Annotated in this window: 24 protein-coding genes; 17 read left to right on the top strand and 7 right to left on the bottom strand. The window is 72.5% G+C overall.

Annotation, left to right across the window (positions count from 1 at the left end):
• Positions 1 to 18 precede the first annotated feature (18 nt).
• The 7 genes from OFY01_RS15495 to OFY01_RS15465 are packed head-to-tail and all read left to right on the top strand — an operon-like array spanning position 19 to position 8,131.
• Positions 19 to 468 carry an ArsR/SmtB family transcription factor gene (locus OFY01_RS15495; protein ID WP_266600254.1) on the top strand — a complete coding sequence of 150 codons (450 nt, stop codon included), beginning with the start codon at positions 19 to 21 and terminating at the stop codon, positions 466 to 468.
• A gap of 17 nt (positions 469 to 485) precedes the next feature.
• On the top strand, positions 486 to 968 hold the full coding sequence (locus OFY01_RS15490) for an NADH-quinone oxidoreductase subunit B family protein (RefSeq protein ID WP_266600252.1): 483 nt from the start codon (positions 486 to 488) through the stop codon (positions 966 to 968).
• Positions 965 to 3,064 (top strand): proton-conducting transporter transmembrane domain-containing protein, encoded by a 2,100-nt coding sequence (locus OFY01_RS15485; RefSeq protein WP_266600250.1) that lies wholly within the window; start codon positions 965 to 967, stop codon positions 3,062 to 3,064. Before OFY01_RS15490 ends, OFY01_RS15485 begins: the two co-directional genes overlap by 4 nt.
• Positions 3,065 to 3,083: 19 nt before the next feature.
• Positions 3,084 to 4,124: a respiratory chain complex I subunit 1 family protein gene (locus OFY01_RS15480; RefSeq protein WP_266600248.1), complete on the top strand. Its 1,041-nt coding sequence runs from the start codon at positions 3,084 to 3,086 to the stop codon at positions 4,122 to 4,124.
• Positions 4,121 to 4,996: a hypothetical protein gene (locus OFY01_RS15475; RefSeq protein WP_266600247.1), complete on the top strand. Its 876-nt coding sequence runs from the start codon at positions 4,121 to 4,123 to the stop codon at positions 4,994 to 4,996. Before OFY01_RS15480 ends, OFY01_RS15475 begins: the two co-directional genes overlap by 4 nt.
• A complete protein-coding gene (locus OFY01_RS15470; RefSeq protein ID WP_266600246.1) occupies positions 4,996 to 6,558 on the top strand; it encodes a proton-conducting transporter transmembrane domain-containing protein in 1,563 nt (520 codons plus the stop codon). Before OFY01_RS15475 ends, OFY01_RS15470 begins: the two co-directional genes overlap by 1 nt.
• A gap of 4 nt (positions 6,559 to 6,562) precedes the next feature.
• Positions 6,563 to 8,131: a hydrogenase large subunit gene (locus tag OFY01_RS15465; RefSeq protein WP_266600245.1), complete on the top strand. Its 1,569-nt coding sequence runs from the start codon at positions 6,563 to 6,565 to the stop codon at positions 8,129 to 8,131.
• A gap of 80 nt (positions 8,132 to 8,211) precedes the next feature.
• Here the strand turns inward: OFY01_RS15465 and OFY01_RS15460 are convergent, their stop codons facing one another.
• Positions 8,212 to 9,468, bottom strand: coding sequence for a S53 family peptidase (locus OFY01_RS15460; RefSeq protein ID WP_266600244.1), 1,257 nt, complete (start codon positions 9,466 to 9,468; stop codon positions 8,212 to 8,214).
• 559 nt (positions 9,469 to 10,027) lie between these two features.
• On the bottom strand, positions 10,028 to 11,560 hold the full coding sequence (locus OFY01_RS15455; RefSeq protein WP_266600243.1) for a hypothetical protein: 1,533 nt from the start codon (positions 11,558 to 11,560) through the stop codon (positions 10,028 to 10,030).
• 257 nt (positions 11,561 to 11,817) lie between these two features.
• On the opposite strand from OFY01_RS15455, the gene OFY01_RS15450 reads away from it, so the two are divergent.
• Entirely contained in the window at positions 11,818 to 12,174 is a 357-nt protein-coding gene (locus tag OFY01_RS15450; protein ID WP_266600242.1) for a PadR family transcriptional regulator, read from the top strand.
• Positions 12,171 to 13,130 carry a hypothetical protein gene (locus tag OFY01_RS15445; protein WP_266600240.1) on the top strand — a complete coding sequence of 320 codons (960 nt, stop codon included), beginning with the start codon at positions 12,171 to 12,173 and terminating at the stop codon, positions 13,128 to 13,130. Before OFY01_RS15450 ends, OFY01_RS15445 begins: the two co-directional genes overlap by 4 nt.
• Positions 13,131 to 13,452: 322 nt before the next feature.
• Here OFY01_RS15445 and OFY01_RS15440 read toward each other — a convergent pair whose 3' ends face one another.
• Positions 13,453 to 13,866, bottom strand: coding sequence for a hypothetical protein (locus tag OFY01_RS15440; RefSeq protein ID WP_266600238.1), 414 nt, complete (start codon positions 13,864 to 13,866; stop codon positions 13,453 to 13,455).
• 80 nt (positions 13,867 to 13,946) lie between these two features.
• A complete protein-coding gene (locus OFY01_RS15435) occupies positions 13,947 to 14,414 on the bottom strand; it encodes a MarR family winged helix-turn-helix transcriptional regulator (protein ID WP_266600237.1) in 468 nt (155 codons plus the stop codon).
• 172 nt (positions 14,415 to 14,586) lie between these two features.
• Here OFY01_RS15435 and OFY01_RS15430 point away from each other — a divergent pair, with 172 nt between their 5' ends.
• Positions 14,587 to 15,174: an NADPH-dependent FMN reductase gene (locus OFY01_RS15430; RefSeq protein ID WP_266600236.1), complete on the top strand. Its 588-nt coding sequence runs from the start codon at positions 14,587 to 14,589 to the stop codon at positions 15,172 to 15,174.
• A 149-nt stretch (positions 15,175 to 15,323) separates the two neighbouring features.
• Here the strand turns inward: OFY01_RS15430 and OFY01_RS15425 are convergent, their stop codons facing one another.
• Positions 15,324 to 15,920 carry a TetR/AcrR family transcriptional regulator gene (locus OFY01_RS15425; RefSeq protein WP_266600234.1) on the bottom strand — a complete coding sequence of 199 codons (597 nt, stop codon included), beginning with the start codon at positions 15,918 to 15,920 and terminating at the stop codon, positions 15,324 to 15,326.
• A 281-nt stretch (positions 15,921 to 16,201) separates the two neighbouring features.
• On the opposite strand from OFY01_RS15425, the gene OFY01_RS15420 reads away from it, so the two are divergent.
• The 7 genes from OFY01_RS15420 to OFY01_RS15390 all read left to right on the top strand — a co-directional run bounded on the left by OFY01_RS15420 (position 16,202) and on the right by OFY01_RS15390 (position 23,539).
• A complete protein-coding gene (locus OFY01_RS15420; protein ID WP_266600232.1) occupies positions 16,202 to 17,167 on the top strand; it encodes an alpha/beta hydrolase family protein in 966 nt (321 codons plus the stop codon).
• A gap of 108 nt (positions 17,168 to 17,275) precedes the next feature.
• On the top strand, positions 17,276 to 18,451 hold the full coding sequence (locus OFY01_RS15415) for an NAD(P)/FAD-dependent oxidoreductase (RefSeq protein WP_266600230.1): 1,176 nt from the start codon (positions 17,276 to 17,278) through the stop codon (positions 18,449 to 18,451).
• Entirely contained in the window at positions 18,432 to 18,746 is a 315-nt protein-coding gene (locus OFY01_RS15410; RefSeq protein WP_266600228.1) for a (2Fe-2S)-binding protein, read from the top strand. The genes OFY01_RS15415 and OFY01_RS15410 overlap by 20 nt, the downstream gene beginning before the upstream one ends.
• The gene (locus OFY01_RS15405; RefSeq protein WP_266600226.1) at positions 18,727 to 20,217 is read left to right on the top strand and encodes an NAD(P)/FAD-dependent oxidoreductase; all 1,491 of its coding nucleotides are present in this window, start codon (positions 18,727 to 18,729) and stop codon (positions 20,215 to 20,217) included. The genes OFY01_RS15410 and OFY01_RS15405 overlap by 20 nt, the downstream gene beginning before the upstream one ends.
• A 221-nt stretch (positions 20,218 to 20,438) precedes the next feature.
• The gene (locus tag OFY01_RS15400; protein ID WP_266600270.1) at positions 20,439 to 21,302 is read left to right on the top strand and encodes a dihydrodipicolinate synthase family protein; all 864 of its coding nucleotides are present in this window, start codon (positions 20,439 to 20,441) and stop codon (positions 21,300 to 21,302) included.
• A gap of 55 nt (positions 21,303 to 21,357) precedes the next feature.
• The gene (locus OFY01_RS15395; protein WP_266600224.1) at positions 21,358 to 22,362 is read left to right on the top strand and encodes a proline racemase family protein; all 1,005 of its coding nucleotides are present in this window, start codon (positions 21,358 to 21,360) and stop codon (positions 22,360 to 22,362) included.
• A 439-nt stretch (positions 22,363 to 22,801) separates the two neighbouring features.
• Positions 22,802 to 23,539 carry a GntR family transcriptional regulator gene (locus OFY01_RS15390; RefSeq protein WP_266600222.1) on the top strand — a complete coding sequence of 246 codons (738 nt, stop codon included), beginning with the start codon at positions 22,802 to 22,804 and terminating at the stop codon, positions 23,537 to 23,539.
• Between the two features lie 230 nt (positions 23,540 to 23,769).
• On the opposite strand, the gene OFY01_RS15385 is transcribed toward OFY01_RS15390, so the two are convergent.
• Positions 23,770 to 24,132 (bottom strand): MerR family transcriptional regulator, encoded by a 363-nt coding sequence (locus tag OFY01_RS15385; RefSeq protein ID WP_266600220.1) that lies wholly within the window; start codon positions 24,130 to 24,132, stop codon positions 23,770 to 23,772.
• A gap of 775 nt (positions 24,133 to 24,907) precedes the next feature.
• Positions 24,908 to 26,377, bottom strand: a complete 1,470-nt coding sequence (locus OFY01_RS15380) for a DEAD/DEAH box helicase (protein WP_266600218.1) — start codon at positions 26,375 to 26,377, stop codon at positions 24,908 to 24,910.
• Between the last annotated feature and the right edge of the window lie 174 nt (positions 26,378 to 26,551).

Genomic DNA, 26,551 nt, shown 5'->3' with positions numbered 1-26,551 from the left:
CCTGAGGGGGGAGGACGCATGCCCACTGCGCCCACTGCGCCCACTGCGCCCAGTGCGCGCAGTGCGCCGCTCTACCAGCTGAAGGCGGAGTTCTTCCGGACCCTCGGCCATCCGGCCCGTATCCGCGTCCTGGAGCTGCTGAGCGAGCGCGAGCACGCGGTCGCCCAGCTGCTGCCCGAGGTGGGGATCGAGCCGGCGCACCTGTCCCAGCAGCTGGCCGTGCTGCGGCGGGCGAGCCTGGTGCGGACCCGTAAGGAGGGGGCGACCGTGTACTACTCGCTGACCAGCCCGGAAGTGGGCGAGCTGCTGCGGGTGGCGCGCTCGATCCTTTCGGGCGTGCTCGCGGGCCAGGCGGAGCTCCTGGCGGACCTGCGTGCGGACGGCGGACCCCCGACCAGTAGCCATCGGTCGGCAGGCAACCGGTCGGCAGGCAACCGGTCGGCAGGCCATCAGTCAGGAAGCGATTAGTCGGAGGCGGAGGTTCCATGGGCCTGTTGCGCAAGATCCGGGCCACCGGGAGGGTGGCCGAGCCCGCTCCGCCGCGCCCGGAGGGCGGGGTCCTGGAGAAGGCGCGGGAGCTGGGCGGCTCGGCGCAGGTGCGCTGTGTGGACGCCGGGTCCTGCAACGGCTGCGAGATCGAGATCGCCGCCGCGTTCAACCCCCTCCATGACGCCGAGCGCTACGGCGCCCGCATCGTCGCCTCGCCGCGCCACGCGGACGTGGCGCTGGTCACGGGCCCGGTGACCCGGAACATGGCCGAGCCGCTGCGCCGCACGGTCGCCGCGATGGCCGAACCGCGCCTGGTGGTGGCGGTGGGCGACTGCGCGATCGACTGCGGCGAGTTCGCGGGCGGCCACGGCGTCGAGGGGGCCGTGGCCGACGTCGTACCGGTGGACCTGACCGTGCCTGGCTGCCCGCCGGAGCCCGAGGCGATCGTGGCGGCGCTGCGGAGGGTGACCGGTCGGTGAGCGCCATCCCGGTCGCCCTGGCGACGGCCACGGGGCTCGGCGGCGCGGGCGCCCTCGCCGCGCTCGTCGTGCCGCACCGCGCGCGTGTCCCGCTCGTCGGCGCGCTGACGGCGGGTGTCGGCGCGGCGGGCGCCGCGGTGGGCGTCACCGCGCTGACCGGCACCCACTGGTCCGCCGAGTTCCCGAACGTGCTCCCGCTGGGCGGCACGTACTTGGCGGTGGACGCGCTGGCCGGATGGTTCATGACGATCGCGGGCGCGGTGGTCACGGCCGTCGCGGTGTACGGCGTCGGGTACGCGGCCGGCCGACCGGCGCGACGCCCTGCCCCCGAGTGCCGCGCCCCGGGCCCCGGTGTGCCGGGCCCCGGCGTGCGGGGTCTCGGTTCGCGGGGCGCGCAAGCGGTGTTGCCGCTGTTCGCGCTCAGCCTGCTGCTCGTCCCGGTCGCGGCGTCCGTGTCCACGTTCCTGGCGCTGTGGGAGGCGATGGCGCTCGGCTCGCTGCTGCTCGTCCTCGCCGACCACCGGGAGCGTCCCGCGGTGCGGCGGGCGGGCGTCTGGTACGCGGTGATGACCCACCTCGGGCTCGTACTCCTGCTGACCGGGTTCGCGCTGTTCGCCGCGGACGCCGGCGGGGAGACCTTCGCCGCGCTGCGGGCGGGCGCGCACACCCTCTCGCCGGGCGTGCGCGGCCTCGTCTTCGTCCTCGTCGCCCTCGCCTTCACGTCGAAGGCGGGCGCGGTACCGCTGCACACCTGGCTGCCGCGCGCCTACCCGGAGGCCCCCGACCCCGTCTCGGCGCTGATGAGCGCGACGATGGTCAACCTCGGCGTGTACGGGCTCGTCCGCACCGGTTTCGATCTGCTCGGCGGCGGCACCGCGTGGTGGTGGCTCGGCGTGCTCGCGCTCGGCGGGCTCAGCGCCGTGTACGGCGTGCTGCAGGCTGCGATGGCCTCCGACCTGAAGCGCCTGGTCGCGTACTCGAGCAGCGAGAACATGGGTCTTGTCCTGATCGGCGTCGGCGCGTCGGGCCTGTTTGCCGCCCACGGTGACCGGCCGCAGGCCGCCCTGGCCCTGGCGGCGGCGCTGCTGCACGTCGTCAACCACTCCGCGTTCAAGGCCCTGTTGTTCTGCGCGGCCGGGTCCGTGGTGCGGGCCACGGGCCTGCGCGACCTGGACCGGTTGGGCGGCCTGCGGGCCCGTATGCCGTGGACCGCCGGACTCTTCGCGCTCGGCGCGCTCGGCGCGGTGGCGCTGCCCCCGGGCAACGGGTTCGTGAGCGAGTGGCTGCTGCTCCAGTCCCTCATCCACGGTCTGCGTGTGCCCGGTGTCGCGGTGGCCGTCGTGCTGCCGCTGTCGGTGGCGCTGGTGGCGCTGTCGGCGGGGATCGCCGCGGCCGCCTTCGTGAAGGCGCTCGGCGTGGGCTTCTTCGCCCGGCCGCGCGACGAGCGGGCCGCGGCGGCCCGCGAGGCGCCGCCGCTCATGCTCGTCGGCGCGGGGCTCCTCGCGGTCGGGGTCGTGGCGCTCGCCGTGGCGCCGGGCCTGTTCGCCGACGGTCTCGGCCGGGCCGTGAGCGCCGCGACCGGACCGACCGGCGGCGGAGCGCCGCGGGGCGGAGGCGAGTTGGGGGTGCGGCTCGCCGACGTGTCCGCGCGGATGTCCCCGCTGTGGGTGGTGGCGGCTCTGACCGCGGCGACCCTGCTCGCGGCCGGACTGCCCCGGCTCCTGGCGCGTCGCCGCCGACGCCGCGTGCACGCCCGTCTGTGGGACTGCGGGGGCGGCGCCCCGACGCCGCGCATGGCGTACACGGCGACCTCGTTCGCCGAGCCGCTGCAACGCGTCTTCGACGACGTGCTGGCCCCCGAACAGGACGTGGACATCACCCCGGTGCGCGAATCGGCCTACCTGGTGGACCGCGTGCGCTTCCAGCGCAGCGTGCCCGACCGGATCGAACACCGCCTCTACGAGCCCGTACTGCGCGGTCTGGACCGGGCCGGGCGGGCGGCGAGGCGCCTCGCCAACGGCAGCGTGCACCTCTATCTCGGCTACGGCTTCGCGGGCCTCGTGGTCCTGCTGCTGGCACTGACGACGGGCTGGTGAGAACGAACCCATGGAAGCCATGAGCACATCCGTACCCATCGGAACCGCCCTGACCGCCGGAACCGCCGGAACCGCCGGAACCGCCGGAACCGCCGGAACCGCCGGAGCGGTCGGGTACGCGGCCGTGGCCGCACAGATCCTCGTGGTCGTGGCGGGAGCGCCGCTGCTGACCGGGTGGATGCGGCAGGTGCGGGCCCGCCTGGAGGGGCGGGCCGGTGCCGGAGTGCTCCAGCCGTGGCGGGACACGCGCAAACTGCTGCGCAAGGAGTCCATCACGCCGGTGGGGACGGGGCCCGCCTTCCGGGCCGCCCCCGCCCTCCTGGTCGCCACGACCGTGGTCGCCGCGGCACTGGTCCCGTTGCTGTCCACCGACACCCCGGTCAGTTCGCACGCGGACCTGATCGTGGTGGTGGCCCTGATCGCGCTCGGCACGTTCGCTCTGGCCCTGGCCGGGCTCGACACCGGCACGGCGTTCGGCGGGATGGGCGCCTCGCGGGAGATGACGATCGCCGCGCTGGTCGAACCGACCATCCTGCTCTCGGTGTTCGCGCTGTCGATACCGGCCGGCACGACCAACATCCCCGCCATCGTCTCCGGAGCCGCGCACGAACCGGCTCGCCTCGCCTCTCCGGCCGGTCTGCTCGCCGCCGCCGCGCTCGCGGTGGCGGTGATCGCGGAGACCGGCCGCATCCCGGTGGACAACCCGTCCACGCACCTGGAACTGACGATGATCCACGAGGCGATGACACTGGAGTACGCGGGCCCGGACCTGGCCCTGGTCGAACTGGGCGCCCAGATGCGGCTCACCCTGCTGCTCGGCCTGCTGTCCTCGCTCTTCGCGCCGTGGGCGATCGCCACCAGCGGCTCGTGGGCGGCGCTCGCGATCGCGCTGGTGGCGTTCGCGGCGAAGGTGTGCGTCCTTGCCGCGGTGCTCGCCGCGGCCGAGGTGCTCTGGGCGAAGGTGCGGCTGTTCCGGGTGCCGGAACTGCTCGCGGGTTCGTTCCTGCTGGCGCTGCTCGCCGTGGCCGCCTCGTACTTCCTGAACGGAGCGGGGTCATGACCGGCGGCGGCGCGTACCCCCAGCTCCTGGACCTGGCCTGCGGGGCCTTCCTGCTGGCGGCGGTCGTCGTACTGTGGCGCCGCGAACTCACCGCGATGGTGCGGCTGTTCGCGTTCCAGGGCGTAGCGCTCGCGGCCGTCGCGGTACTGCTCGGCGCCCACGAGAGGCGGTGGGACCTGGTCGGCGTGGGCCTCGGTGTGGGGGCGCTGCGGGCGGGTGTGCTGCCGTATGTGATCCGCCGGACGCCGACGGCGACGGTAACGGCGACGGGGTCGGTAACGGCGACGGCGACGGTAACGGCGACGGGGTCGGTAACGGCGACGGCGACGGGGTCGGTAACGGCTACGCCGACTGTAACGGCGGCGGGGTCGGACGCGTCGGGAGGGGACGACGGGCGCCACAGGGCGCGCGAGGTCGGGGAGGCCCGCGAGGTCGGGGAGGCCCGCGAGGTCCACAAGGCCCGGGAGGTCCAGGAGGACCGCGAGGCCCGCCCCCTGGTCAATGTCGCGGCCTCCCTCCTGACCGCCGCCCTGCTGACCCTCCTCGCCTACGCCGTGGCGCGCCCGCTGACCGAGCTGAACCCGACACCGGCCACCCGCGCCCTGCCGGTGGGCCTCGCCGTGGTCCTGATCGGCTTCTTCGTCCTGGTCACCCGGCGCCGGGCGCCGGCCCAGCTGGTCGGCTTCCTGCTCCTGGACAACGGCATCACCGCCATCGCCTTCCTCGCCACCTCGGGCGTGCCGCTGATCGTCGAACTCGGCGTCTCCTTCGACGTGTTGCTCGCGGTACTGGTGCTGCAGACCCTCACCACCCGTGTGCGGGCCGCGTTCGGCACGACCGACATCGACGACCTGCGGGAGCTGCACGACTGATGAACGCCACGCTGGTGCTGACCGCACCCGCCGCCGTACCGCTGCTCGTCGCCGCGGCGTACGCGGCGGCCGGCACGGGCCGACGCCGCCTCACGGGCTCGGCCGGCCTCGTCTCTGCGCTGGTGATCCTCGCCTGCGGCGCCCTGCTCGCGGTGTCGGCCGCCGCCTCGGCCCCGGGCGCGCCGATCCGCGCGTACGCCGGTCTGTTGCGCGGCGACGCGCTGACCGCGTGGATGCTGCTGGTCGTCGGCGCGGTCGCGCTGATCGCCTGCGGCGCGACGCCCGCGTACCTGGCGGGCGAGCGGGCCGCGGGGCGCGCGACGGACCGTACGGTGTGGCGCTATCACGTCCTCGTCCACGCGTTCCTCGCCGCGATGTGCCTGGCGGTGGTCACCGGCAACCTGGGTGTGCTGTGGGTGGCGGTGGAGGCGACGACCATCGTCACCGCGTTCCTGGTCGGCCACCGGCGTACGCGTACGTCCGTCGAGGCCGCCTGGAAGTACGTGGTGATCTGCTCGGCGGGCATCGCGCTCGCCTTCCTCGGCACGGTGCTGATCTACTACGCGGCCCGGCAGGCGGGCATCGCGGAGGCATGGGCGCTCGACTGGCCGACGCTGGTCGCCCACGCCGACCGGCTCGACCCGGCGGTCACCCGTCTCGGCATCACCCTGATCGTCCTCGGGTTCGGTACGAAGGCGGGGCTCGTACCGCTGCACGCCTGGCTTCCCGACGCGCACAGCCAGGCACCCGCGCCGGTCTCCGCGCTCATGTCGGGCGTACTGCTGTCCGTGGCGTTCGCGGCGATCCTGCGCTACCGGGTCATCGCGGACGCGGCCCTCGGCACCGGCTTCACCAGGACCCTGCTGGCCGGGATCGCGCTGCTCACCCTCGCGCTCGCGGCCGGACTGCTGCTCGCCCAGCGCGACTACAAGCGGATGCTGGCCTATTCCTCGATGGAACACATGAGTCTGACGGCCCTGGCCGCGGCCATCGGCACACCGCTCGCCCTGACGGCGGCCCTGCTGCACATCGCGGGCCACGGCCTGGCCAAGTCGGTGGCGTTCTGCGCCTCCGGCCGCGTGCTGCACCTGACCGGTACGGCGAGGATCGGCCGCGTTCGCGGGCTGCTCGCCCGTACTCCCGTGTCCGCGGGCATGCTCGGATGCGCGGTGGTGGCGCTGCTGGGGTTCCCGCCGTTCAGCCTGTTCGCGTCGGAACTGGCCCTGGCCCGGGCGGGTTTCCTGGCCGGAGGTCCCCTGGCGTGGGCGACGGCGGTCGCCCTGCTCCTGGTCCTCACGGCCCTGGCCGCGCTGGCCGCCCGTACGTCCCGCATGCTGCTCGGCCCGACGCCGGTCCCGGCACGGATACCGGTCCCGGCACGGATGCCGGCCCCGCCCGGAGCCTCCGAGGACTCCGAGGGCTCCGAAGCCTCCGAGGGCTCCGAGGGCTCCGCCCTCTGGCCACTGGCGGTGGGGCTGGCCGCGTGTACCGCCCTGGGGATCTGGCTCGGCCCACTCGCCGGTGTGCTGCACGCCGCCGCCCAGACGATCGGAGGGCATTGAGCCGATGCGCACCACCTACGAGATCACGCCGGACGAACTGCCGCGAAGGGCAGCGGAGTTGCTGTCAGAGGGGTACCGTCTGGCCTTGGTGGCAGCCCACCCGGACACCCACGGTGACGCCCGGGGTAAGGGCCACCGCCGCGGTGACCGCAACGGTGAGCGCCACGACCGGCCCGAGGGCATCCGAGTCGTGCACCTCTTCGTCGCGGGCCCGCCGGACACCCGCACGGAGCTCCACGTGCGCCTGGACCCGGACCGCCCCGAGATCCCGAGCCTCGCCGAACTCTCCTTTCCAGCAGGCCGGTTCGAGCGCGAGACGCACGACCTGTTCGGCATCGTGCCGCTCGGCCACCCCCAGCCCCGCCGCCTCGTCCGCCACTTCCACTGGCCTCGGGGCTGGTACCCGATGGCGCCGGGCGCGGGCGAGCCGCCGCCCTTCGGTGAGCAGGAGGGCCCCTACCCGTTCCTGGAGGTCGAGGGCGACGGCGTCTACGAGATCCCGGTCGGCCCTGTCCACGCGGGACTCATCGAACCGGGTCACTTCCGCTTCTCGGTCGTCGGTGAGACCGTCCTCAAGCTCAAGGCCCGCCTCTGGTTCGTCCACAAGGGTGTGGAAAAACTCTTCGAAGGGCGCGCCGCCACCGACGGCCTGCCGCTGGCGGAGCGCATCAGCGGCGACACGGCGGTGGGCCACGCGCTGGCGTACTGCCTGGCGGTGGAGGAGGCCACGGGCACCGAGGCGCCGCCCGAAGCGGCCCGTGCCCGCGCCCTCCTCCTGGAGCTGGAGCGCGTCCACAACCACGTCGCCGACCTGGGCATGCTCTGCAACGACGTCGGCCACGCCGTCCTCAACGCCCAAGCCCAGCGCGTACGAGAACAACTCCTGCGCCTCAACCGGGAGATCACCGGACACCGCCTCCTGCGCGGTGGCGTGGTCCCCGGCGGCGCGGTGCTCCACGCCGTGCCCGACCCGCACCGCCTGAGGGCGCTGGGCGAGGACATCCGGGAGATCACCGCTCTCGCGCTCGGCCACTCCACGGTCCGCGACCGTCTCACGGCGACCGCCGTCCTGAAGCCCGAGGCGGCTCGGGAGATCGGCTGCCTGGGCTATGTGGCCCGAGCCAGCGGCCTGGCCGTCGACGCGAGGACCACGCACCCCTTCACCGACTACGGCCACGGCCACGGCAATGGCGACGGCAACGGCGCCAGGCTGAACGTCCCCGTACACACCACCGGAGACGTGCTGGCCCGCTTCCTGGTCCGCGCCGAGGAGATCGACGCGTCGCTGGCCCTGATCACCCACTTCGCCGAGGACCTGACCGCCGGTGCCTGGTCCGCGCCGCTCTCCGGAGAGGGCCCACGCTCGGGCGTGGGGATCGCGGAGGGCTGGCGCGGCACGATCGTCACCCGCGTCGAACTCGCCCCGGACAGCACACTCACCCGCGTCAAGCCGGTCGACCCGTCCTTCTTCAACTGGCCCGCGCTGCCCGTGGCCATGGCGGACACGATCGTCCCGGACTTCCCGCTGGCCAACAAGAGCTTCAACCTCTCCTACGCGGGCAACGACCTGTGACCGAGGGGAGAGGGGCCGGGCCCGCGCCCCCGTGAGGCGGTGCGGGCCCGGCCCTCGGGAGGCGGGGGTGGACGCCTTCGTCAGAAGGCGCCTGTTCCGTCGGGGGTGCCCAGGCCGGTCGGGCCGTCGTAGCCCGGTCCTGCCGTGCAGAGGTAACTGCCTCCGCAGGAGCCGTTGTTGCCGGTGGTGACGTCGTTGAGTGCCGACGTGTGGCTGTACGGGTACGAGCCGCCGACGACCTGCGAGGTGTTGCCGGCCAGTGCGTAGACGCTCGCGATGATCGGCGAGGAGGCGCTGGTGCCGCCGACCTGGACCCATCCGTCGGCGCCCTTGGCGAGCCCGAGTTGGAGGAAGGTGTCGCACAGGGTGCCGCCGCCGCAGCTGTTGTACGTGTCGCGGACCGCCACCCCGGTCTGCGGGTCGGCGACCGCGGACACGTCCGTGACGGCGCGCTTCGCGCAGCCGGGGTCGTGCTGCCAGGACGGCTTGGCCTCCTGCGCCGAGCAGCCCGAACCCGCGCCGCTCCAGGCGGACTCGGTCCAGCCGCGCGTGTTGGACGCCTTCTTCAGGGAGGTGCCGCCCACAGCGGTGACGTACGAGGAGGAGGCCGGCCAGGAGACGCCGTAGCCGGAGTCGCCCGAACTGGCTGTGATCGCGACGCCCGGGTGGTCGAAGTGCGGGTCGGTGCCGGTGGTGGTGCTGTCCTCGGGGCCACCCCAGCTGTTGGAGACGGAGACGACCCCCGGGGTGCCGGCGGCGGTGTCCTCGGCCGTCATGAGGTCGGGGACGTTCGCCGAGTCGGACTCGACCAGGAGGATGTGGCAGCCGGGGCAGATCGCCGAGACCATGTCGAGGTCGAGGCTGATCTCCTCGGCCCACCCGTAGTCACCGGAGGGCAGCGGCGACGCCTGACCGTGCTGGTTCACCTTGCGGAAGCAGCCGTTGGCGGTGGTGCAGGCCGGCAGCCCGTAGGCGCTGCGGTAGGCGGCCAGGTCGGACTCCGCGTTCGGGTCGTCCATGGCGTCGACGATCGCCACGGTCCGGCCGGAGCCGGAGGTGCCGCCGAGGTGGTAGGCGGATCGCAGGTCGGAGGGCACATACCCGGTGGTGGTGGGGGACCCGGTGGTGAACGGTGACAGGCGGCCCGTGGCGGTGCGCAGGCCCTCCAGGAGGCCGTAACAGCGGGCCTGTCCGGCGCGTACGGGATGCGAGCAGCCGAAGCCCGTTGTGCTCGCCGCAGTAGTCGTAGGTGTGGTGGCGGCCGCGGCGCCCGTGGCGAGGCCGACGGTGAGGGCGGTGGCGGCGAACGTGAGCAGTGCGGTGAGAGCGGCTGCCATGCTGCGTTGTCGTCGGCGGATCACCGGGGGGCCGGAGGATATCGGGCTGCGTGGCATCAAGCCTCCGTGTTGTGTGAGGTGGTTCGAGATGTTTCGAGGCGGATTCGTGCGGTGGGAAGTTCGGGTGCGGAAGGGCTGCGGGGAAAGGAGCCCCGGTCGGTGACGGAGTGTCAGGCCGATGTCGGGCCGAGGGGTTTCACCATGCGACCGCCGACTTCGGCTGGTCAAGGGCATGTCAATGCAGGTGTTGTGGGGTTGCCGCGACGACCGGGTGAACCCACCCTGGCGCCGGAGTGCCCGTGCCACCGGAGACCACCGCCGCCGGCGCAAGCCCGGTGGACCTGACGACGAGGGCCTCGGCGGGGTGTGGAGGGAGCGCAACCAGGTCGTGACACCGGCTCGGTGCCCGGGTCTCGGCGCGTCGGTGAGGGGGGCGCCGGGGCAAGTTTTCCCCGGCCGGTCGTCCGTCCCGCCGCGGCACATGGGCGGTGCCGTGGCCGGCGGGTGCGGGGGCGGGTGACCGCGCGCTCCACGTCACCCGCCCGCGGCTTGCTCAGGCTTACTTGGGCGTGAAGACCAGCAGCCGGTCCAGGAGGAGGGACGACATGGCGGGGCGGGTGTTCGTCCCGGGCTGCGCGTAGGCGCGGGCCACGGCGCGGAGCGTGGTCATGTCGACGGGCCTGTCGGTGCCGTACTGGGAGCAGAATTTCGTGCTGGTGGACGGGAGTTCGGTCACGTGCGGCCCGGTGGGTCCGGCGCTGCCGGCGCGGCTGAAGGTCCAGGCGTAGAACTTGTCCGCGTCGGGACGGTCGGCGAGGAAGTCCCGTGCGCTGCCCCGCAGATCACGGTTGTTCCGCGCGGCCAGCGACACGGCCGCCTTGGGGCCCGCGTACATCGTGACACTGGAGTAACTGGCCTGCCGGGTGGCCACGTGGTTGGTGCCGTAGGCGACGACGAAGGAGCCGTTCGGCAGGCGGAAGTTGCGGGTGATCGGGTCGTCGGCGTCGTTGGACAGCGCGTCCACTCCCGTGAGGGGCGGCTTGGTCAGCAGGTTCTCCTGCAGGCCGGGATTCGACTCCTCGAAGCCGCGCCTGACGACGATGTCCTGTGCCTTGTAGCCGGGGTGGGCGGCGATGATCCGTCGACGCAGCTTCTGCAGCGTGGGGTTGAGGTCGAGTTCGGTGGCGCCGGTCCCGGAGACGCGCATCCGGGGGACCGGCAGGGGGGCGGGACCGTAGACGGGCTTCGTCTGGTTCTCGGAGCCGCCGCGCGGCCGCACCCGGAAGACCTGCAGCGGGGGCTTCGCGCGGTAGTCGTCGAGCTTCTTCTCCAGGCCGGGCTTGGCCAGAACCGTGCGGATGCCGAGCAGGAACTGGTCGGAACGCTTGCCGAGGCCGAGCCGGTACATGGCCGGAGGGATCGTCATGTTGTTCGTCCCGTCGCCCAGCCCGGAGGCCGCCAGCATCTGGTCGACCTCCTCCCTGGTGTGCCGGTTGCCCGTGATCACCAGGGCGAACGGGCGGCCGTACGGTGACTTGCCGGTGGTGCGCACCGTCTCGTTGTTGACCGGGTCGACAACGGAGGGCCACATGATCGGTCCGGTGTGCAGCGAACCTTTGACCCGGGTGAGGTCGAAGCCGAAGTACGCCTCCGGCGGTGGCGTTCTGCCGATCAGCACGACGGCCTCGTCCTGCCTCAGGCGCCACGTCCTGGGTGGGTTGGTGTTGGGGGCCTGCCCCGGTACCTCGGGCAGTCCGGTGAGGATGTAGGGCGACTGGGGGTTGGGCCACAGGGCGCTGAAGACAGTTCCGTCGCAGTACCTGCCGTTGAGGTCGAAGACGCTTTCGCTGCCCGACTGAGACACGTAGCCGGACTCGGACAGGTGGTGCTTGAACCGCTCCACCTGCCGACCGGTGCCCGACGGTGCGGCGCTGTCCCCGGTCAACAGAGCCGGGGAGCCCGGTGAGATGCCTGATGAGACCCCCGGTGAGGCCGTCTCGGGAGGCGCGGCTGCCAGCGCGAACGGCGCGGCCACGAGCACGGCCAGCAGGGCGAGGAGGGTGGGACGTCGACGTCGTGAAGAACGAACCATGTTCGATCCATATCGCTGTCCCGCGCCCGGTTCGTCCCGACGTCGCGCAGTCCTCTGCCGGAATCACGCGCACGGCGGAGACGACGGCCCCGAACCGGCGGATCGGTAGGCATCTCCCCGGTTTTCCCCAGCACACCCCACGGGCATCCCCAGCATCCCCGCCCGGGAGTCCCCAGCATCCCCGCCCGGGAGTCCTCCGGCATTCACCACATGTGTCACTCGACAATATATGTCGTGCACCGATATATATAGCTGTTATGAGTGACCGACCGCTCCAGGAGCCGACGCTGCTCCTGCTCACCGCCCTCGCCGACGAGCCCAGGCACGGATACGGGCTGATCCAGGAGATCGACGCGATCTCCAACGGCCGCGTGCGCATGCGCACCGGCACCCTGTACGGCGCGCTCGATCGCCTGCTCCAGCAGGGCCTCATCCGGGTCGAGCGCGAGGAGGTCGTCGACGGCAGGGCCCGTAAGGTCTACGCCCTCGACGAGACCGGCCGCGGCGTGCTGGCCGCCGAGACGCGGCGGCTGCGCGCCGTCGTCGCCGAGGCGGAGCGCCGGATGGCCGCGCACAGCACCCCGGCCGTCCGCCCGAAAGGTGCCCTTGCATGACGGAACAGAACCCGCCGGGCCCGCCGCGTCCGCCGCGCACCCTCCGCTGGGCCCTGCGCTGCCATCCGGCCGCGTACCGCGCCGAGCACGAAGCCGAGCTGAGCGCGATCCACGCCGAGGCCACGCGGGACGCCGGCCCCCTCGGCCGGCTGCGCGAGGCGCTCGACATCGCCGGTCACGGCCTGCGGCTGCGTACCGGCCTGGGCTCCGACGGGACCGCAGGTCAGGTCCTGGCGCACGGGGCGCCGCTGATGGTCGCCGTGGCGACGGCGGGCAGCGTGGCGAACCTGTTGTGGCTCTTCGCCCCCGGCGACCGGGTCCCGTCCTCGTCCGCGTCCTCGCTGCCGGGCCTGCTCCTCCTGGCCAACCAGGGCGTCAGGCCGCTGCTCTGGGTGGTGGCACTCGCGGCCGTGTGGACCGGGCGCTGGAGTGCGGTACGTGCACTGGCCGCGGCGGCGACCGTGCTGCGCCTGGCCGACATCCCTCTGCTCGGGCTCGCCCACCTCTTTCCCGGCACCTACACCGGCGCCGCGCTGAACGTGATCGCGGCGCTGCTCACCGGCGCCGTCATCCTCGCCGCGCCCAGGGACCTGCTCGGCCCCTGCCGGTCGCGGGGCACCGCGATCACGGGCACCGTCGCGCTGACCCTGGCGCTGTGGGCGGCGCAGCTCGTGAGCGCCTATCAACCCATGACGGGGGGCCCGCTGGTCACGCACACCTTCTGGGCCGGGGTCTTCGCGGTCGCGTTGCTCTTCAGCAGGCGTGACAGGGCGCTCGCCGCGGGTCTCACGGTGGCCCTGCTGCCCGCCGCCGTGCAGATGACGGCGTCACTGCTGTACCCGCTCACCCCTGCCGGGTTGGGCGCTCTGCTCGTGGTGCTGGTCAGCGGCTCGGTCGCGCTCCTGCGCGCTCACCGGCGCCACGCCGCCCGGCCGCACCCGCCGGGCGCGGCGTAGCGGGACCAGGAGATGCCGGCCGCCGCGTCCTGCGCCCCGTCCCGCCGGGGGGCAGGTCCGCGCGCCCTCAGGCGTGCCGGCGGGACAGCGCACCTGGAGCGACGAGACGGAGGTCGGCGCGAGTTCGCCGCGGCTCAGTGCGCGCAGGACGCCGGAGTACAACAGCCGGTGTGCACGGCCGCCGCCGACGCCGCCGACGCGAGGCCGCCGCCGCCGACGGCACGGCCGAGGTGACCGCAAGGGGCACCGCCGGCCCGCTCCCGGCGGCCCTCTGCCAGGGCGTGTCGACACCGGCCGCCTGAAGCGGTGGGGTCCGCCCGGTCTACTGGACGTCCACGGTGACGTTCCACGACATGGCGGCGGCCGGACACCGGGCCCCGGGCGCTGTCGGCCTGCACACCGCTTGCGCCGTGACGCTGCCGCTGCCCGCCTCCTGGGCCTCGAACGTGGCGGCGGCACCACCGTCCGGGGCCGCGCTGCCGGTAGCGCGCGCGAGCAGGCCCGGATCAGAGGCGGTGGGCACGTTCCACACCCACTGCACACCGTCGCCCCGCACGGGGGTGAGCCGCACCTGGACGGTGTCACCCAGGTGCACTGCCACGGTCCTCGCGTTGTCGGCGTTGGTGAGGCTCGCGACGGCCGCCGCCGCGGAGCTGTACGAGGCGGCACCGGCGCTCAGGGCGGCGGCGGCCGCGACGGACAGGACGGCTCGGCCGGGACGAAGTCTGGTGATCATGATCGATACAACGACAGACGCGCCAGTGGGGTACGGCGCGGGCGAACGACTCGCTCGCGAGCGCCCTGCCGCCTTCCGATCTACTGGTCGTCGAGGCGTTCCAGGCGGTCGATCGTCTGCTCGCTCCAGGCCCGGATGACCGACGCCTGCTCGGAGGTCAGGGAGTCGAGGGCGTGGCGGCGAATGTTGCCGCCGTGCACGTCGATGGCGCTCCGGGCGGCTTGACGCCCCTCGGCGGTCAGCCCGATCCCCGCGCGGCGGCCGTCGGCCCCGTAACGGGTGCGGCTGACGAGACCGCGCTTTTCCATACGGGTCAGCTGGTGCGAGACGCGGCTCTTGTCCCAGTCGAGTGACTCGGAGAGCTCGCCGACACGCATCTCGCGGCCTCCGGCCTGCCACAGCGTCACCAGCACACTGAACTCGGCCTTCGAGATGTCGCAGTCGCGCTGCAGACCACGCTCCAGCTCCCTGGTGAGCAGGCGTTGCGCGCGCATCCAGACATCCCAGAACTCCCACTCCTCCGGCTCCAGCGATCGGGTCTCTGCCATGCCACCGAGACTATCGCGACCTGCGTAGTTGTCGCCTCAACTCGTTCCGGTCTAGAGTTGACGTGGCAACTCAGGCTGACAAGAAGCAACCAGCAGTAACGAGAAGCAACAAAGAAATAACAAGAAGTAACGAGAAGTAACGAGAAACAACGAGAGGTAACGAGGGAAGACCATGGCACTGCGCATCGCGCTCATCCTCGGAAGCACCCGCCCCGGACGTCGCGGCGACCAGATCGCCGCCTGGGCGCTGGACACCGCCCGTGCCCACGGCGGCGCCGACTACGAACTCGTCGACCTCGCCGACCACGACCTCGGCAACCTCGACGAGCCCGGCAATCCGAACCTCCAGCAGTACCAGCACGAGCACACCCGCGCCTGGGGCGCGCTCGTCGACAGCTTCGACGGATACGTGTTCCTCGTCCCCGAGTACAACCACTCCTATCCCGGGGCCCTGAAGAACGCCCTTGACCACGTCTACCGGGAGTGGAACGACAAGGCCGCCGGAATCATCAGCTATGGCGGCTGGGTCGCCGGGGCCCGCGCCGCCGAGGCGCTGCGGCTCGTCCTCGCCGAGCTCCAGGTGGCCACGGTCCGCGCCCAGCCCACCATCTCGACCCACCCCTCGTTCCGCACCGGGACCTTCGTCCCGCAGCAGGGCCTGGACGCCGCGGTGCGCGGCATGCTCGACCAAGTGGTCGCCTGGTCGGGCGCGTTGCGCGAGGTGCGCGACGCGAAGAGGCGCACGCCCGAGGCCGCCTGAGCGGACTCGGCCCCGCCGCGATCCCCGCCCGCCGGGTGTGGCCCCTCCGTCGACTGGAAGCCGTGGAGGGGCCGGGGTCCGATGTCCTGCCTCGGGGCCGGGGCCCGATGTCGTGCTTCGGGGCCGGGGTGCGATGTCGTTCCTCGGGGTCAGGGCGTGCGGGGCTGCCGAAGCCCGGCGAGCAGGAGGGCGATCAGGCGTCGCGGGTCGTAGCGGGGGTCGTCGTCGCGTCCGACGCAGAGGTTGCCGATGCCGCGCATCAGCTCGTACGGCTGTGTACCGGGTCTGATGTCGCCGGACTCGACCGCGGCGTCGAGTAGTTGGGCGCAGACGGGCAGCAGGCGGTCGAGGAAGTAGGTGTGCAGCGCGGCGAAACGGTCGCTGTCGGACTGCAGGGCGTCGGCGAGTCCGTGCTTGGTGACGAGGAAGTCGACGAAGAGGTCGATCCACTGGCGCAGCGCGTCGAGTGGGGAGTCGGCATCGGCCAGGAGCGTCGGTCCGGCCTCCGCGCATTCCTCGATCTGGTGGTGGTAGACGGCGGTGACGAGGTCCGCCCGGGTCGGGAAATGGCGGTAGACCGTGCCCATTCCGACGCCTGCCCGGCTCGCGATCCGGCGGATCGGCGCGTCCACGCCGGACGTGGCGAACACCTCGGCGGCCGCGGCGAGCACGGTCTGCCGGTTGCGCTGCGCGTCGGACCGCTTGCCTCGGGACGGCGACTGCCCTGCGGGGCTCTCGGCGGCCATCGCGTGGTCCTTCCGTAACTGGTTGACAAAGCGGAGCGATGTTCCGAAAATTAACTGGAGCGGCGCTCCGCTTCAGTCTAGCCGACGCGTGCCACTCCCGACCGCGCCGCCGCTCTGCCGCTCTGCTGGTCATTGGCGATTGGCCGCTGGCCGCCGGCCGCCGGCCGCTGGCCGCTGGCCGCTGGCCGCTGGCCGCCGGCCGCTGGCCGCTGGTCATTAGCCATTGGCCATTGGTCGCCCCGCCACCGGCCGCCGTCCGCCCCCGAAAGGAAAACCACATCGTGAGCACGTCCACCGTCATCAGCGCGGACACCTGGGGCACGCCCGTCCCGGTCCTGTCCTTCAGTCCCGTAGTCCTCCCGGCGCCCGGACGCCCCGTGGACCTCCACGTGCGGGTCTCCGCGCCCGCGACCGGAACCGGCCTCCCGGTCATCCTCTTCTCCCACGGTCACGGCCCCTCGAACCACCTCTCCTCGCTCAACGGCTACGCGCCGCTCGCCGACTTCTGGGCTGCCCGTGGATTCGTCGTCGTCCAGCCCACCCACCTCACCTCCAGGACGCTGAGCCACCTGGTCGCCGACGCGCCCGGCGCACCCGACTTCTGGCGCTCCCGCGCCGAGGACATGACCCACATCCTCGACCGGCTCGATGCGATCGAGGGCGCCGTGCCGCAGCTCGCGGGACGCGTCGACCGCACCAGGGTCGCCCTCGCCGGACACTCGCTCGGCGGGTTCACCGCCGCCCTCCTGCTCGGCGCCGGGATCACCGACCCGGACACCGGAAAGGTCGTGCGCCTCACCGAGACCCGGATCAAGGCAGGCGTACTGCTCGCCGCGCCGGGCAGGGGCGGCGACGCCTTCAACGGGCCCATGGCCGAGCGGTGGCCGATCATCGGCGCCGTCGACTTCTCCACCATGACCACGCCGGCGCTGGTCGTCGCGGGCGACAAGGACGACTCCCGGCACTTCACGGACATGGGGCCGGCCTGGCACGTCGATCCCTACACCCTCGCCCCCGGGCCCAAGACCCTGCTCACCCTGTTCGGCGCGGAGCACGGACTCGGCGGGATCGCCGGATACGACGCCGCCGAGACCAGCGACGAGGACCCCGGCCGAGTCGCCGCCCTCGCCCGGCTCACGGCGGCCTACCTCCACACCCGGCTTCACCCTGGCGCCCCCACGTGGCAGACCGCGTGCGAGGCGCTGACGACCGGCCCCGACGCCGTAGGGCGAGTGGAGTCCAAGTAAGCCCCGGGCCAGTGGGTTCGTGCTTCCAGTCCCATGTGAAATGTCACCCGTGAACGTGTGGCTCCGAGGGGTCTTGGCACAGTGGGTGCAATGTGAAATATTACTGCTGTGCCCACGAGAACATCCTCGGACGTCATCGTCGTCGGGGCGGGAATGGTCGGCGCGGCCTGCGCCTACTACGCCGGCCTGGCGGGTCTCTCGGTCACCGTGGTCGACCGCGGCGCCGTCGCGGGCGGGACCACCGGCGCGGGCGAGGGAAACCTCCTGGTGTCCGACAAGGAACCCGGCCCCGAACTCGAACTCGCCCTCCTGTCCGCGCGGTTGTGGCGGGAACTGGCGAAGTCCCTTCCGCCGCGGATCGAGTACGAGACCAAGGGCGGCCTGGTCGTCGCCTCCGGCCCTGCTGGAATGGCCGCGCTGCGGGACTTCGCGGCCGGTCAGGAAAGAGCCGGCGTGGAGGCGCACGAGATCACCCCCGACCGGCTCACCGATCTGGAGCCACACCTCGCCCCAGACCTGGCGGGCGGCTTCCACTACCCCCAGGACGCCCAGGTCCAGCCCGCCCTGGCCGCCGCCCACCTGCTGCGCGCCTCGGACGCCCAAGTCCGCCTCGGCGCAGAGGTCACGAGCCTCCTGGCCGGACCGGACGGACGGGTGACAGGGGTGCGGACGGCCACCGGAGTCCTCCATGCCCCGCACGTCGTGAACGCGGCCGGGGTCTGGGGCGGCGAACTGGCCCGGCGCGCCGGTTCGGACCTGCCGGTCCTGCCCCGCCGCGGTTTCGTCCTCGTCACCGAACCGCTGCCGCGCGTGGTGCGCCACAAGGTGTACGCGGCGGACTACGTCGCCGACGTGGCGAACGGGTCCGCCGCGCTCCAGACCTCGGCCGTGGTCGAGGGCACCGCGGCGGGCCCGGTGCTGATCGGCGCGAGCCGCGAGCGGGTGGGCTTCGACCGCGGGCTCTCCACCGAGGTGCTGCGCCGCCTCGCCGCCCAGGCCACAGCCCTGTTCCCGGTACTGGCCGGAGTCCGGGCGATCCGGACCTACGCGGGCTTCCGCCCGTATCTCCCCGACCACCTGCCCGCGATCGGCCCCGATCCACACGTGCCCGGGCTGCTGCACGCCTGCGGCCACGAGGGCGCCGGGATCGGCCTGGCACCGGCCACGGGCCTGCTCGTCGCCCAACTCCTGACCGGGGAACAACCACACATGGACATCGGCCCGTTCCACCCCCGCCGATTCGAGGCATCGAGAGGAACCCGCAGTGGCCCGCACCTCTCGTGAGTCGGCCGGGGCGCGCCCCGCTCCGCCGTTCGAGATCACCGTCGACGGCCGCGCCGTCACCGCGCTGCCCGGCCAGTCGATCGCCGCCGCCCTGTGGGGAGCCGGCATCCTCGCCTGGCGCACCACCCGGAACACCGGTCGCCCGCGCGGCGCGTTCTGCGGCATCGGGCAGTGCTACGACTGCCTGGCCACCGTCAACGGCGTTCCCAACCGGCGCGCCTGCCTGCTGCCCGCGCGCCCCGGCGACGCCATCACGACCCAGGAAGGAGACGGCCATGCCGGGCTCGGCGACTGAACCGTACGACCTCGCGGTGATCGGCGCGGGCTGTGCCGGACTCGCCGGTGCCGTCGCCGCGTCCGAACAGGGCCTCACCGTCGCCCTGTTGGACGCCTCCGCTCAGATCGGCGGCCAGTTCCACCGGCATCCCGCCCCGGCCCTCGGCGCCGCGCGGCCGCGGGCCCCGCACCACGACGAGGCCGCCTTCGACGGACTGCGCCGACGCCTGGAGGCGAGCGACATCGCGCCGCTCCTCGGGCACCACGTGTGGAGCGTGGTCCGGGAGAGCGGGGAGTCGTGGGCCGTGCACGCCACCACCGGCGCCGACGGTGAAGAGGAGCGTCCCGTGCGCGTACGGGCCCGCGCACTCCTCCTCGCGACCGGCGCGTCCGAGCGGCAACTCCCCTTCCCCGGCTGGACGGTGCCCGGAGTGGTGGGCGCCGGGGGCGCCCAGGCGATGCTCAAGTCCGGGCTCGTCCTGCCGGGCAGGCGCGTCGTCGTCGCGGGCAGCGGACCGCTGCTGCTCGCCGTCGCCTCCTCGCTCGCCGCGGCCGGGGCACGTGTCCCCGCCGTCGTCGAGGCGTCCGGCTACCTCCGGTACGCCCGCCACCCGCACGCTCTCGCCGCCAACCCCGGCAAACTCGCCGAGGCCGCGGTCCACGGCTCGGCCCTGCTGCGCCACCGGGTCCGGCTGCGCACCCGCAGCGCGGTCACCGCCGTCCACGGCACCGAACGGGTGGAGGCCGTGACCGTCTCCCGCCTGGACACGCGGTGGCGGCCGGTCCCGGGGACGGACCGGCGCGTCCCCTGCGACGCGCTGGCCGTGGGACACGGACTCGTCCCACAACTCGACCTGGCCACGAGCCTCGGCTGCGCGACCCGCCCCACCCCCGACGCCACGCGGGCCCTAGCCCTGGACGACCTCCAGGAAACCTCCGTCCCCGGCGTCTGGTCGGCCGGCGAGACCGGCGGCGTCGGCGGTGCCCAACTAGCGTGTACGGAAGGGGAACTGGCCGCCCTCGCGGTCGCCGCCCGGTTGCGGGGCAGGCCCGCCCTCACCGGTTCCCGGCGGGCCCTGACACTGCGCCGCCGCAGGGACCGGATGCGCGCCTTCGCCGACGCCATGGCGGCCGCACACGCCCCTGGCCCCGGCTGGACCCGGTGGCTGACGGACGACACGGACGTGTGCCGCTGCGAGGAGGTGACCGTCGGCGGCATCCGTGAAGCGGTCACCGACTTCGGCGCCCGCGACGCCCGTACGGTCAAGCTCCTCACCCGGGCGGGCATGGGCTGGTGCCAAGGCCGCGTGTGCGGGGCGGCCGTGGCCTGTCTGGCGGCAGATGGCGGCGGGGCGGTGCCATCGTCCACCGACCGCAGGCCGCTGGCCGTGCCGGTCCCGCTCGGGGTACTTGCCGCGCTCGACGAGGCCGGTGAGGCCGGAGAGCCGGGAGATACCCGCGCCCGGTGCCTGACTCCGCGTGACGCATGACTCGCAGTCCAGCGTTCACAACTCGCAACGCAACTCGCAAACGCAACTCGCAACGCAACTCACGGTCGCAATAAAATGTCACACATCATAGAAGGCTCACCGACATGACCACGGCCACCACCTCCACGCCCCTACCCGCCTCGACCTCCGCTCCCACCTCCGCCTCCACCTCCGCCTCCGCCTCCACCTCCTGGACTCCTGACCGCCCCTGGCGCGGCATCATGGTCGCCACCGCCCTGCCCCTACGCGAGGACCTCTCCGTCGACCACGACGCCTACGCCGAACACGTGCGACGGCTCCTCGACAACGGCTGCGACGGCGTCGTCCCCAACGGCTCGCTCGGCGAGTACCAGACCCTCACCGACGAGGAGCGCGCCCACGTCGTGCGCACCGCCGTCGAGGCCGCGGGCGACGGGGCCAGGGTGATGCCCGGGGTCGCCGCCTACGGCAGCGGCGAGGCCCGCCGCTGGGCCGAGCAGGCGGCGGAGGCGGGGTGCGGCAGCGTGCTGCTGCTGCCACCGAACGCCTATCGCGCCGACGAACGCGCCGTACGCGCCCACTACGCCGAGGTCGCCAAGGCCGGGGTGCCGGTCGTCGCGTACAACAACCCCATCGACACCAAGGTGGACCTGACTCCCGCACTGCTCGCCCAACTGCACGGCGACGGCGGCGTGGTAGCCGTCAAGGAGTTCACCGGCGATGTGCGCAGGGCGTACGAGATCGCCGAACTGGCCTCCGAACTCGACCTCCTGATCGGCGCGGACGACGTCCTGCTGGAGCTGGCGATCGCCGGTGCCGTCGGCTGGATCGCGGGCTACCCGAACGCCTTCCCGGCCACCTGCGCCCGCCTCTACCATGCCGCCGTCGCCGGTGACCTGGAGACGGCGCTGCCCCTCTACCGTTCGCTGCACCCCCTGCTGCGCTGGGACTCCAAGACCGAGTTCGTACAGGCGATCAAGCTCTCCATGGACCTCGTCGGCCGTCACGGCGGACCCGCTCGCCCACCGCGCTCCCCGCTCACCGGCGAGAGCGAGGCCCGGGTGCGCGCGGCCACGGAGAAGGCCATCGCCCAAGGCCACCACTGACCGGCCCCGGCCCGTACCCAGTCGTCGCAACCGAACCGGGAAAGGACACACGTCCGTGCGCACGCGTCACGTCTTCCACGCCGTCGACTCGCACACCGAGGGGATGCCCACACGTGTCATCACCGGTGGCGTCGGTGTGGTCCCCGGCGCCACCATGGCCGACCGCAGGCTCCACTTCATCGAGCACATGGACCACATCCGTACGCTCCTGATGTACGAGCCCCGCGGCCACGCCGCCATGAGCGGCGCGGTCCTGCAACCTCCGGCCCGCCCCGACGCCGACTACGGCGTCCTGTTCATCGAGGTGTCCGGCCTGCTTCCGATGTGCGGGCACGGCACCATCGGGGTGGCCACCGTACTGGTCGAAACCGGGATGGTGTCGGTCACCGAGCCGGTCACGACGGTGCGGCTCGACACCCCGGCCGGGCTGGTCAGCGTGGACGTGCGCGTCGAGGACGGCGAGGCGAAGGCGGTCACCCTCACCAACGTGGCCGCGTTCTGCGTGGGCCTGGAACGCCGGATCGACGTGCCCGGATGCGGCACGGTGACGTACGACCTCGCCTTCGGCGGCAACTTCTACGCCTTCGTCGAACTCGACGCGCTGGGGCTGCCCTTCGACCGGGCCCGCAAGGACGACCTCCTCGCCGCCGGTCTCGCCGTCATGGACGCGATCAACGCGTCACCGGACCGGCCCGTCCACCCCGAACGCCCGGAGATCACCGGCGTCAAACACGTCTACCTCGCCGCGCCGGGCTCCGACGCACACCGCTCACGCCATGCCATGGCCATCCACCCGGGCTGGTTCGACCGTTCGCCGTGCGGCACCGGTACGTCCGCCCGCATGGCCCAACTGCACGCCCGCGGTGAACTCCCGCTCCACCGGGACTTCGTCAACGAGTCGTTCATCGGTACCCGGTTCACCGGCCGCCTGATCGAGGAGACGGAGGTCGGCGGGCTACCGGCCGTCGTGCCCACCGTCACCGGTCGCGCCTGGGTCACCGGCACCGCCCAGTACTTCCTCGACCCGGACGACCCCTTCCCCGGAGGCTTCCTCCTGTGAGCCGTGTGAGCTGTGTGAGCCGTGTGAGCCGTGTGAGCCGTGTGAGCCGTGTGAGCCGTGTGAGCCAGGTGACCTGTATGACCTGTGTGATCCGTCTGACTCATGTGAGCTAGCACGGCCCGTGCGATCCATGCGATCCATGCGACGCGTGTGACTGATGTGACCGGTGTGAACTCCGCGACCAAGGCCGCTTCTGTCATCTCCCCCAACCCGGCCGACCCCTCCGACCTCCTGGTGCGGATGCCGGCCCCCGGCATCCAGCCACGGCCCGAGGGAGCAGGGCGGCGCGGCCCTGGACTTCTACACGGGCGACCGGACGTACACCCTGGCGCCCTGACACCCGGCACCCCGGAACCCCGGAACCCCGGAACCCCGGAACCCGCCAAAACAACGTGACATTGTACTCTGATGCTCCATTCAGGCACGGAGGAAGACCAGCATGGGGCACGGGCATCTGAAGGCGGGCCACCTCATCACCACCGGGGAGCGACTGCGCGACCAGGTCGCCCACGCCCTGCGCGCCGCCCTCATCTCCGGTGAACTGAGCCCGGGTGAGGTCTATTCGGCCCCGACGCTCGCCGAACACTTCGGCATCTCGGCGACGCCGGTACGCGAGGCGATGCTCGACCTGGCTCGCGAGGGCCTGGTGGAGCCGGTCCGCAACAAGGGCTTCCGGGTCACCGAGGTCAACGAGCGCGACCTCGACCACTACAACGAGATCCGCACCCTGATCGAGGTTCCCACGGTCAGCCGGATCACGAGGACGGCGTCGAGGAGCGACCTCGAAGCGCTGCGCCCGGCCGCCGAGGAGATCGTCCGCGCCGCACACGACCACGACCTCATCAGCTACCTGGAGGCTGACCGCCGGTTCCATCTCTCGCTCCTCGCGCTCTCCGGCAACGACCGCCTCGTCGAAACCGTTGACGATCTGCGCAAACGCTCCCGCCTGTACGGCCTGACCGCCCTGGACCAGCGCGGCGAACTGATCCCCTCGGCCGAGGAACACCTGGAGCTGCTGGAACTCATGCTCTCCGGCGACGCCGAAGCCGCCGAGCGGTGCATGACCCGCCACCTCGGGCACGTCCGCTCGCTGTGGGCCAAGGGCGAATCGAGCGAGTCGGAGGAGTCAGGCGAGTCGGGTGCGTCGGGCGAGTCGGGTGCGTCGGGCGGGTCCTGAGCTGACGCCTGCCGGGCAGGGGCGGTGAACTGGAAGAGGCGGGCGGTGTGGCGAGTGCGCGGCGTTCGAGGCGTTCGAGGTCTGCGCGGCGCCGTCGGGGCAAGGTGCGCACGGCATGGGGCAGCAGGGCGATGCCTGTCCTGAGGTGAGCACGGTTCGGCGGGGTGCGGTCGGAGTGCCGAACGCGCGCGCCCGTGCCTCTCTTGGGCCGCCGCGCCACGCGCCGGTCTTCAGCCGGAGGCGTGGCTGGGGCTGGAGGCGGAACTGCTCGCTGCCTCCTCGGCGGCACGGCGGTACTCGGCGTTGATGCGCTGCGCTTCCTCGAGCTGGTCCTCAAGGATGACGATGCGGCACGCCGCCTCGACCGGGGTCCCGTTGTCGACGAGTTCGCGGGCGCGCGCGGCGATCCGCAGTTGGTAGCGGGAGTACCGGCGATGCCCTCCCGCCGAGCGGAGTGGAGTGATCAGTTTCGCCTCGCCGATGGCCCGGAGGAAGGCCGGAGTGGTGCCGAGCATCTCGGCTGCCCGGCCCATCGTGTAGGCGGGGTAGTCGTCGTCGTCCAGACGATCATTCAGTGGGTTGTCCGATGTCATGTCACCTCGCTGTGGAACGCGTCGAGGGGCCCTGGTGCCGTACGGCACCAGGGCCCCGAAGGAAATTCAACACCATCTGTCGGCTCTACTACGGTGCCGACCTCTTTGTTTCCCGCTATCCGGCCCGACAGGGCGGAACGGGGGATCGTAGCTGCGTGACCGGGGACCACCTTCCAATCCGGGGCCTTGCGGTACCCGGGCCGAGGGCTTCTCTCGGACCGGGCGATCCTGATGGCGTCTACTCCTCCGTTCTTCTCTGATCTTCCCTGAACCCAACCCTGGGTCAACGTCCTGCGCAGGGCGGCCCTTCGGCTGCGAGCCGCCCTGCATGCTTCCTTCAGTCATCCGCCGTCCGTGTCTGGCGGATCTTTTTCGACCGTGTCTTTCGAGAAGAAGCATACCCGCGGCGGAGGCGAAAATCTACTGCGCCGGAGACAGGTTTCACTCTTCTGGCCGGGTAGATATCCTGCCCCGTCGCCCCGGCCCGTAGGCGACACAGCAGTGGGGCCCTGCCGACGAGCGTCGGCAGGGCCCCATCGGGAACCTGAGGGCGATGGCTCGGCCCGCCTTGAGGAGGAGTGCGGGCCGACCGCGCGGAGTCGGATCATGGGAGTTCGATGGGTTTGGCTCCCCGGCGGCGGCTGCGGACCGCGGCGACGGGCGCTTCCGGAAGCCGCGCCGCCTCCGGGAGAGCACGGGAACGGCGGGAGGCGACGCCGCCTCCGCGAGGCCACGGGAACGGCGGGAGGTGACGAGAGCTCCGGGCGGCGCCGGCTCAGGCGGCCGCCTCGTGGCGGGTGCGCCGCTGCGCTCTTCCGGAGACGGCCGCGCCGGAGGGCCGCCCCCGGCGTCCCCGGCGCCCTCGGGGCGGGGAGGACGCGGGGCGGGGACGTTGCGTGACGGGCGCGGTGATGACCACCGGCACGCCGGACGGCGTCCGGGCGCCCGTGATGCGGCTCAGCTCCGCCTCGCCCGAACGCACCGGGGTGATGTGCGGAGTGATACCGGCGGATGTCATCAGCCGGGCCATTCCGCGCCGCTGGCGGGGGGTCACGAGGGTGACGACGGTGCCGGATTCCCCCGCGCGGGCGGTACGGCCGCCGCGGTGTAGGTAGTCCTTGTGGTCGTTGGGCGGATCCACGTTGACGACCAGGTCGAGGCTGTCGATGTGGATGCCGCGGGCCGCGACGTTGGTGGCCACCAGGACGGTGACGTGACCGTCCCGGAACTGGTTCAGGGTCCGGGTGCGCTGTGGCTGGGACCGGCCCCCGTGCAGCGCGGCGGCACGGACGCCGTTGTCCAACAGGTGCCTGGTCAGCCGGTCCACGGCATGCTTGGTGTCCAGGAACATCATGACCCGCCCGTCCCGGGCCGCGATCTCGGTGGTCGTACGGTGCTTGTCCGCCTCGTGCACGTGGAGTACGTGATGCTCCATCGTGGTGACGGCACCGGCCGACGGGTCGACGGAGTGCACCACCGGGTCGGTCAGGTAGCGGCGGACCAGTCGGTCGACGTTGCGGTCCAACGTGGCCGAGAACAACATCCGCTGGCCGCCGGGACGCACCTGGTCGAGCAGCGCGGTGACCTGGGGCATGAACCCCATGTCGGTCATCTGGTCGGCCTCGTCGAGCACCGTGGTGGTGACGTCGGCGAGCCGGCAGTCGCCCCGGTCGATGAGGTCCTTGAGCCGACCGGGCGTCGCGACGACCACCTCCGCGCCGACCCGGAGCGCCCCGGCCTGCCGGCCGAGGGACATGCCGCCGACGACGGTGGCGAGCCGGAGGCCCACGGCGCGTGCATAGGGGGCGAGCGCGTCGGTGACCTGCTGGGCCAGCTCGCGCGTGGGGACGAGGACCAGGGCGAGGGGGCGGCGCGGTTCGGCGCGGCGGCCCGCCGTCCGGGACAGTACCGGCAGCCCGAAGGCGAGGGTCTTGCCGGACCCGGTGCGGCCGCGGCCGAGCACGTCACGGCCGGCCAGGGAGTTCGGCAGGGTCGCCGCCTGGATCGGGAACGGCACGGTCACCCCTTCCAGGCCGAGCGTGGCCAGCAACGGAGCCGGCATGGCGAGCTCGGCGAACGACTCGACGGCCGGCAAGGCCGGCGTGGTCGTCTCGGGCAGCGCGAATTCGGCCTGGCCGGGCTGTCGGCTTCCGCGACGGCCGGAGCGGCTGGAGGAGTTGTCGGCACGTGTACGCGTGGTACGTGTACGCGTGGTACGTGTGCGCGTGGTATGCGTGCGGCTCAAGAGGAACCTTCCTCGATGCGGGCGCGTATCAAGGAATTCCCGCAGTGGAATGAGCGGTGCAGAGAATCGCGAGAACGGGCCGAGAACAAGATGGGCCGAGAACAAGACGGGCCGAAAATAGTAGGGGGGCGAATCGCTCGGGGAACGAAACGAGCTGGGGCCCGCACCCCAAGG

It is taken from the genome of Streptomyces beihaiensis (assembly GCF_026274175.1).
In the GTDB taxonomy this organism is placed as follows: domain Bacteria; phylum Actinomycetota; class Actinomycetes; order Streptomycetales; family Streptomycetaceae; genus Streptomyces; species Streptomyces beihaiensis.
The sequence above is the reverse complement of the archived record's forward strand: the minus strand, read 5'-3'. Positions and strand labels throughout refer to the sequence as shown.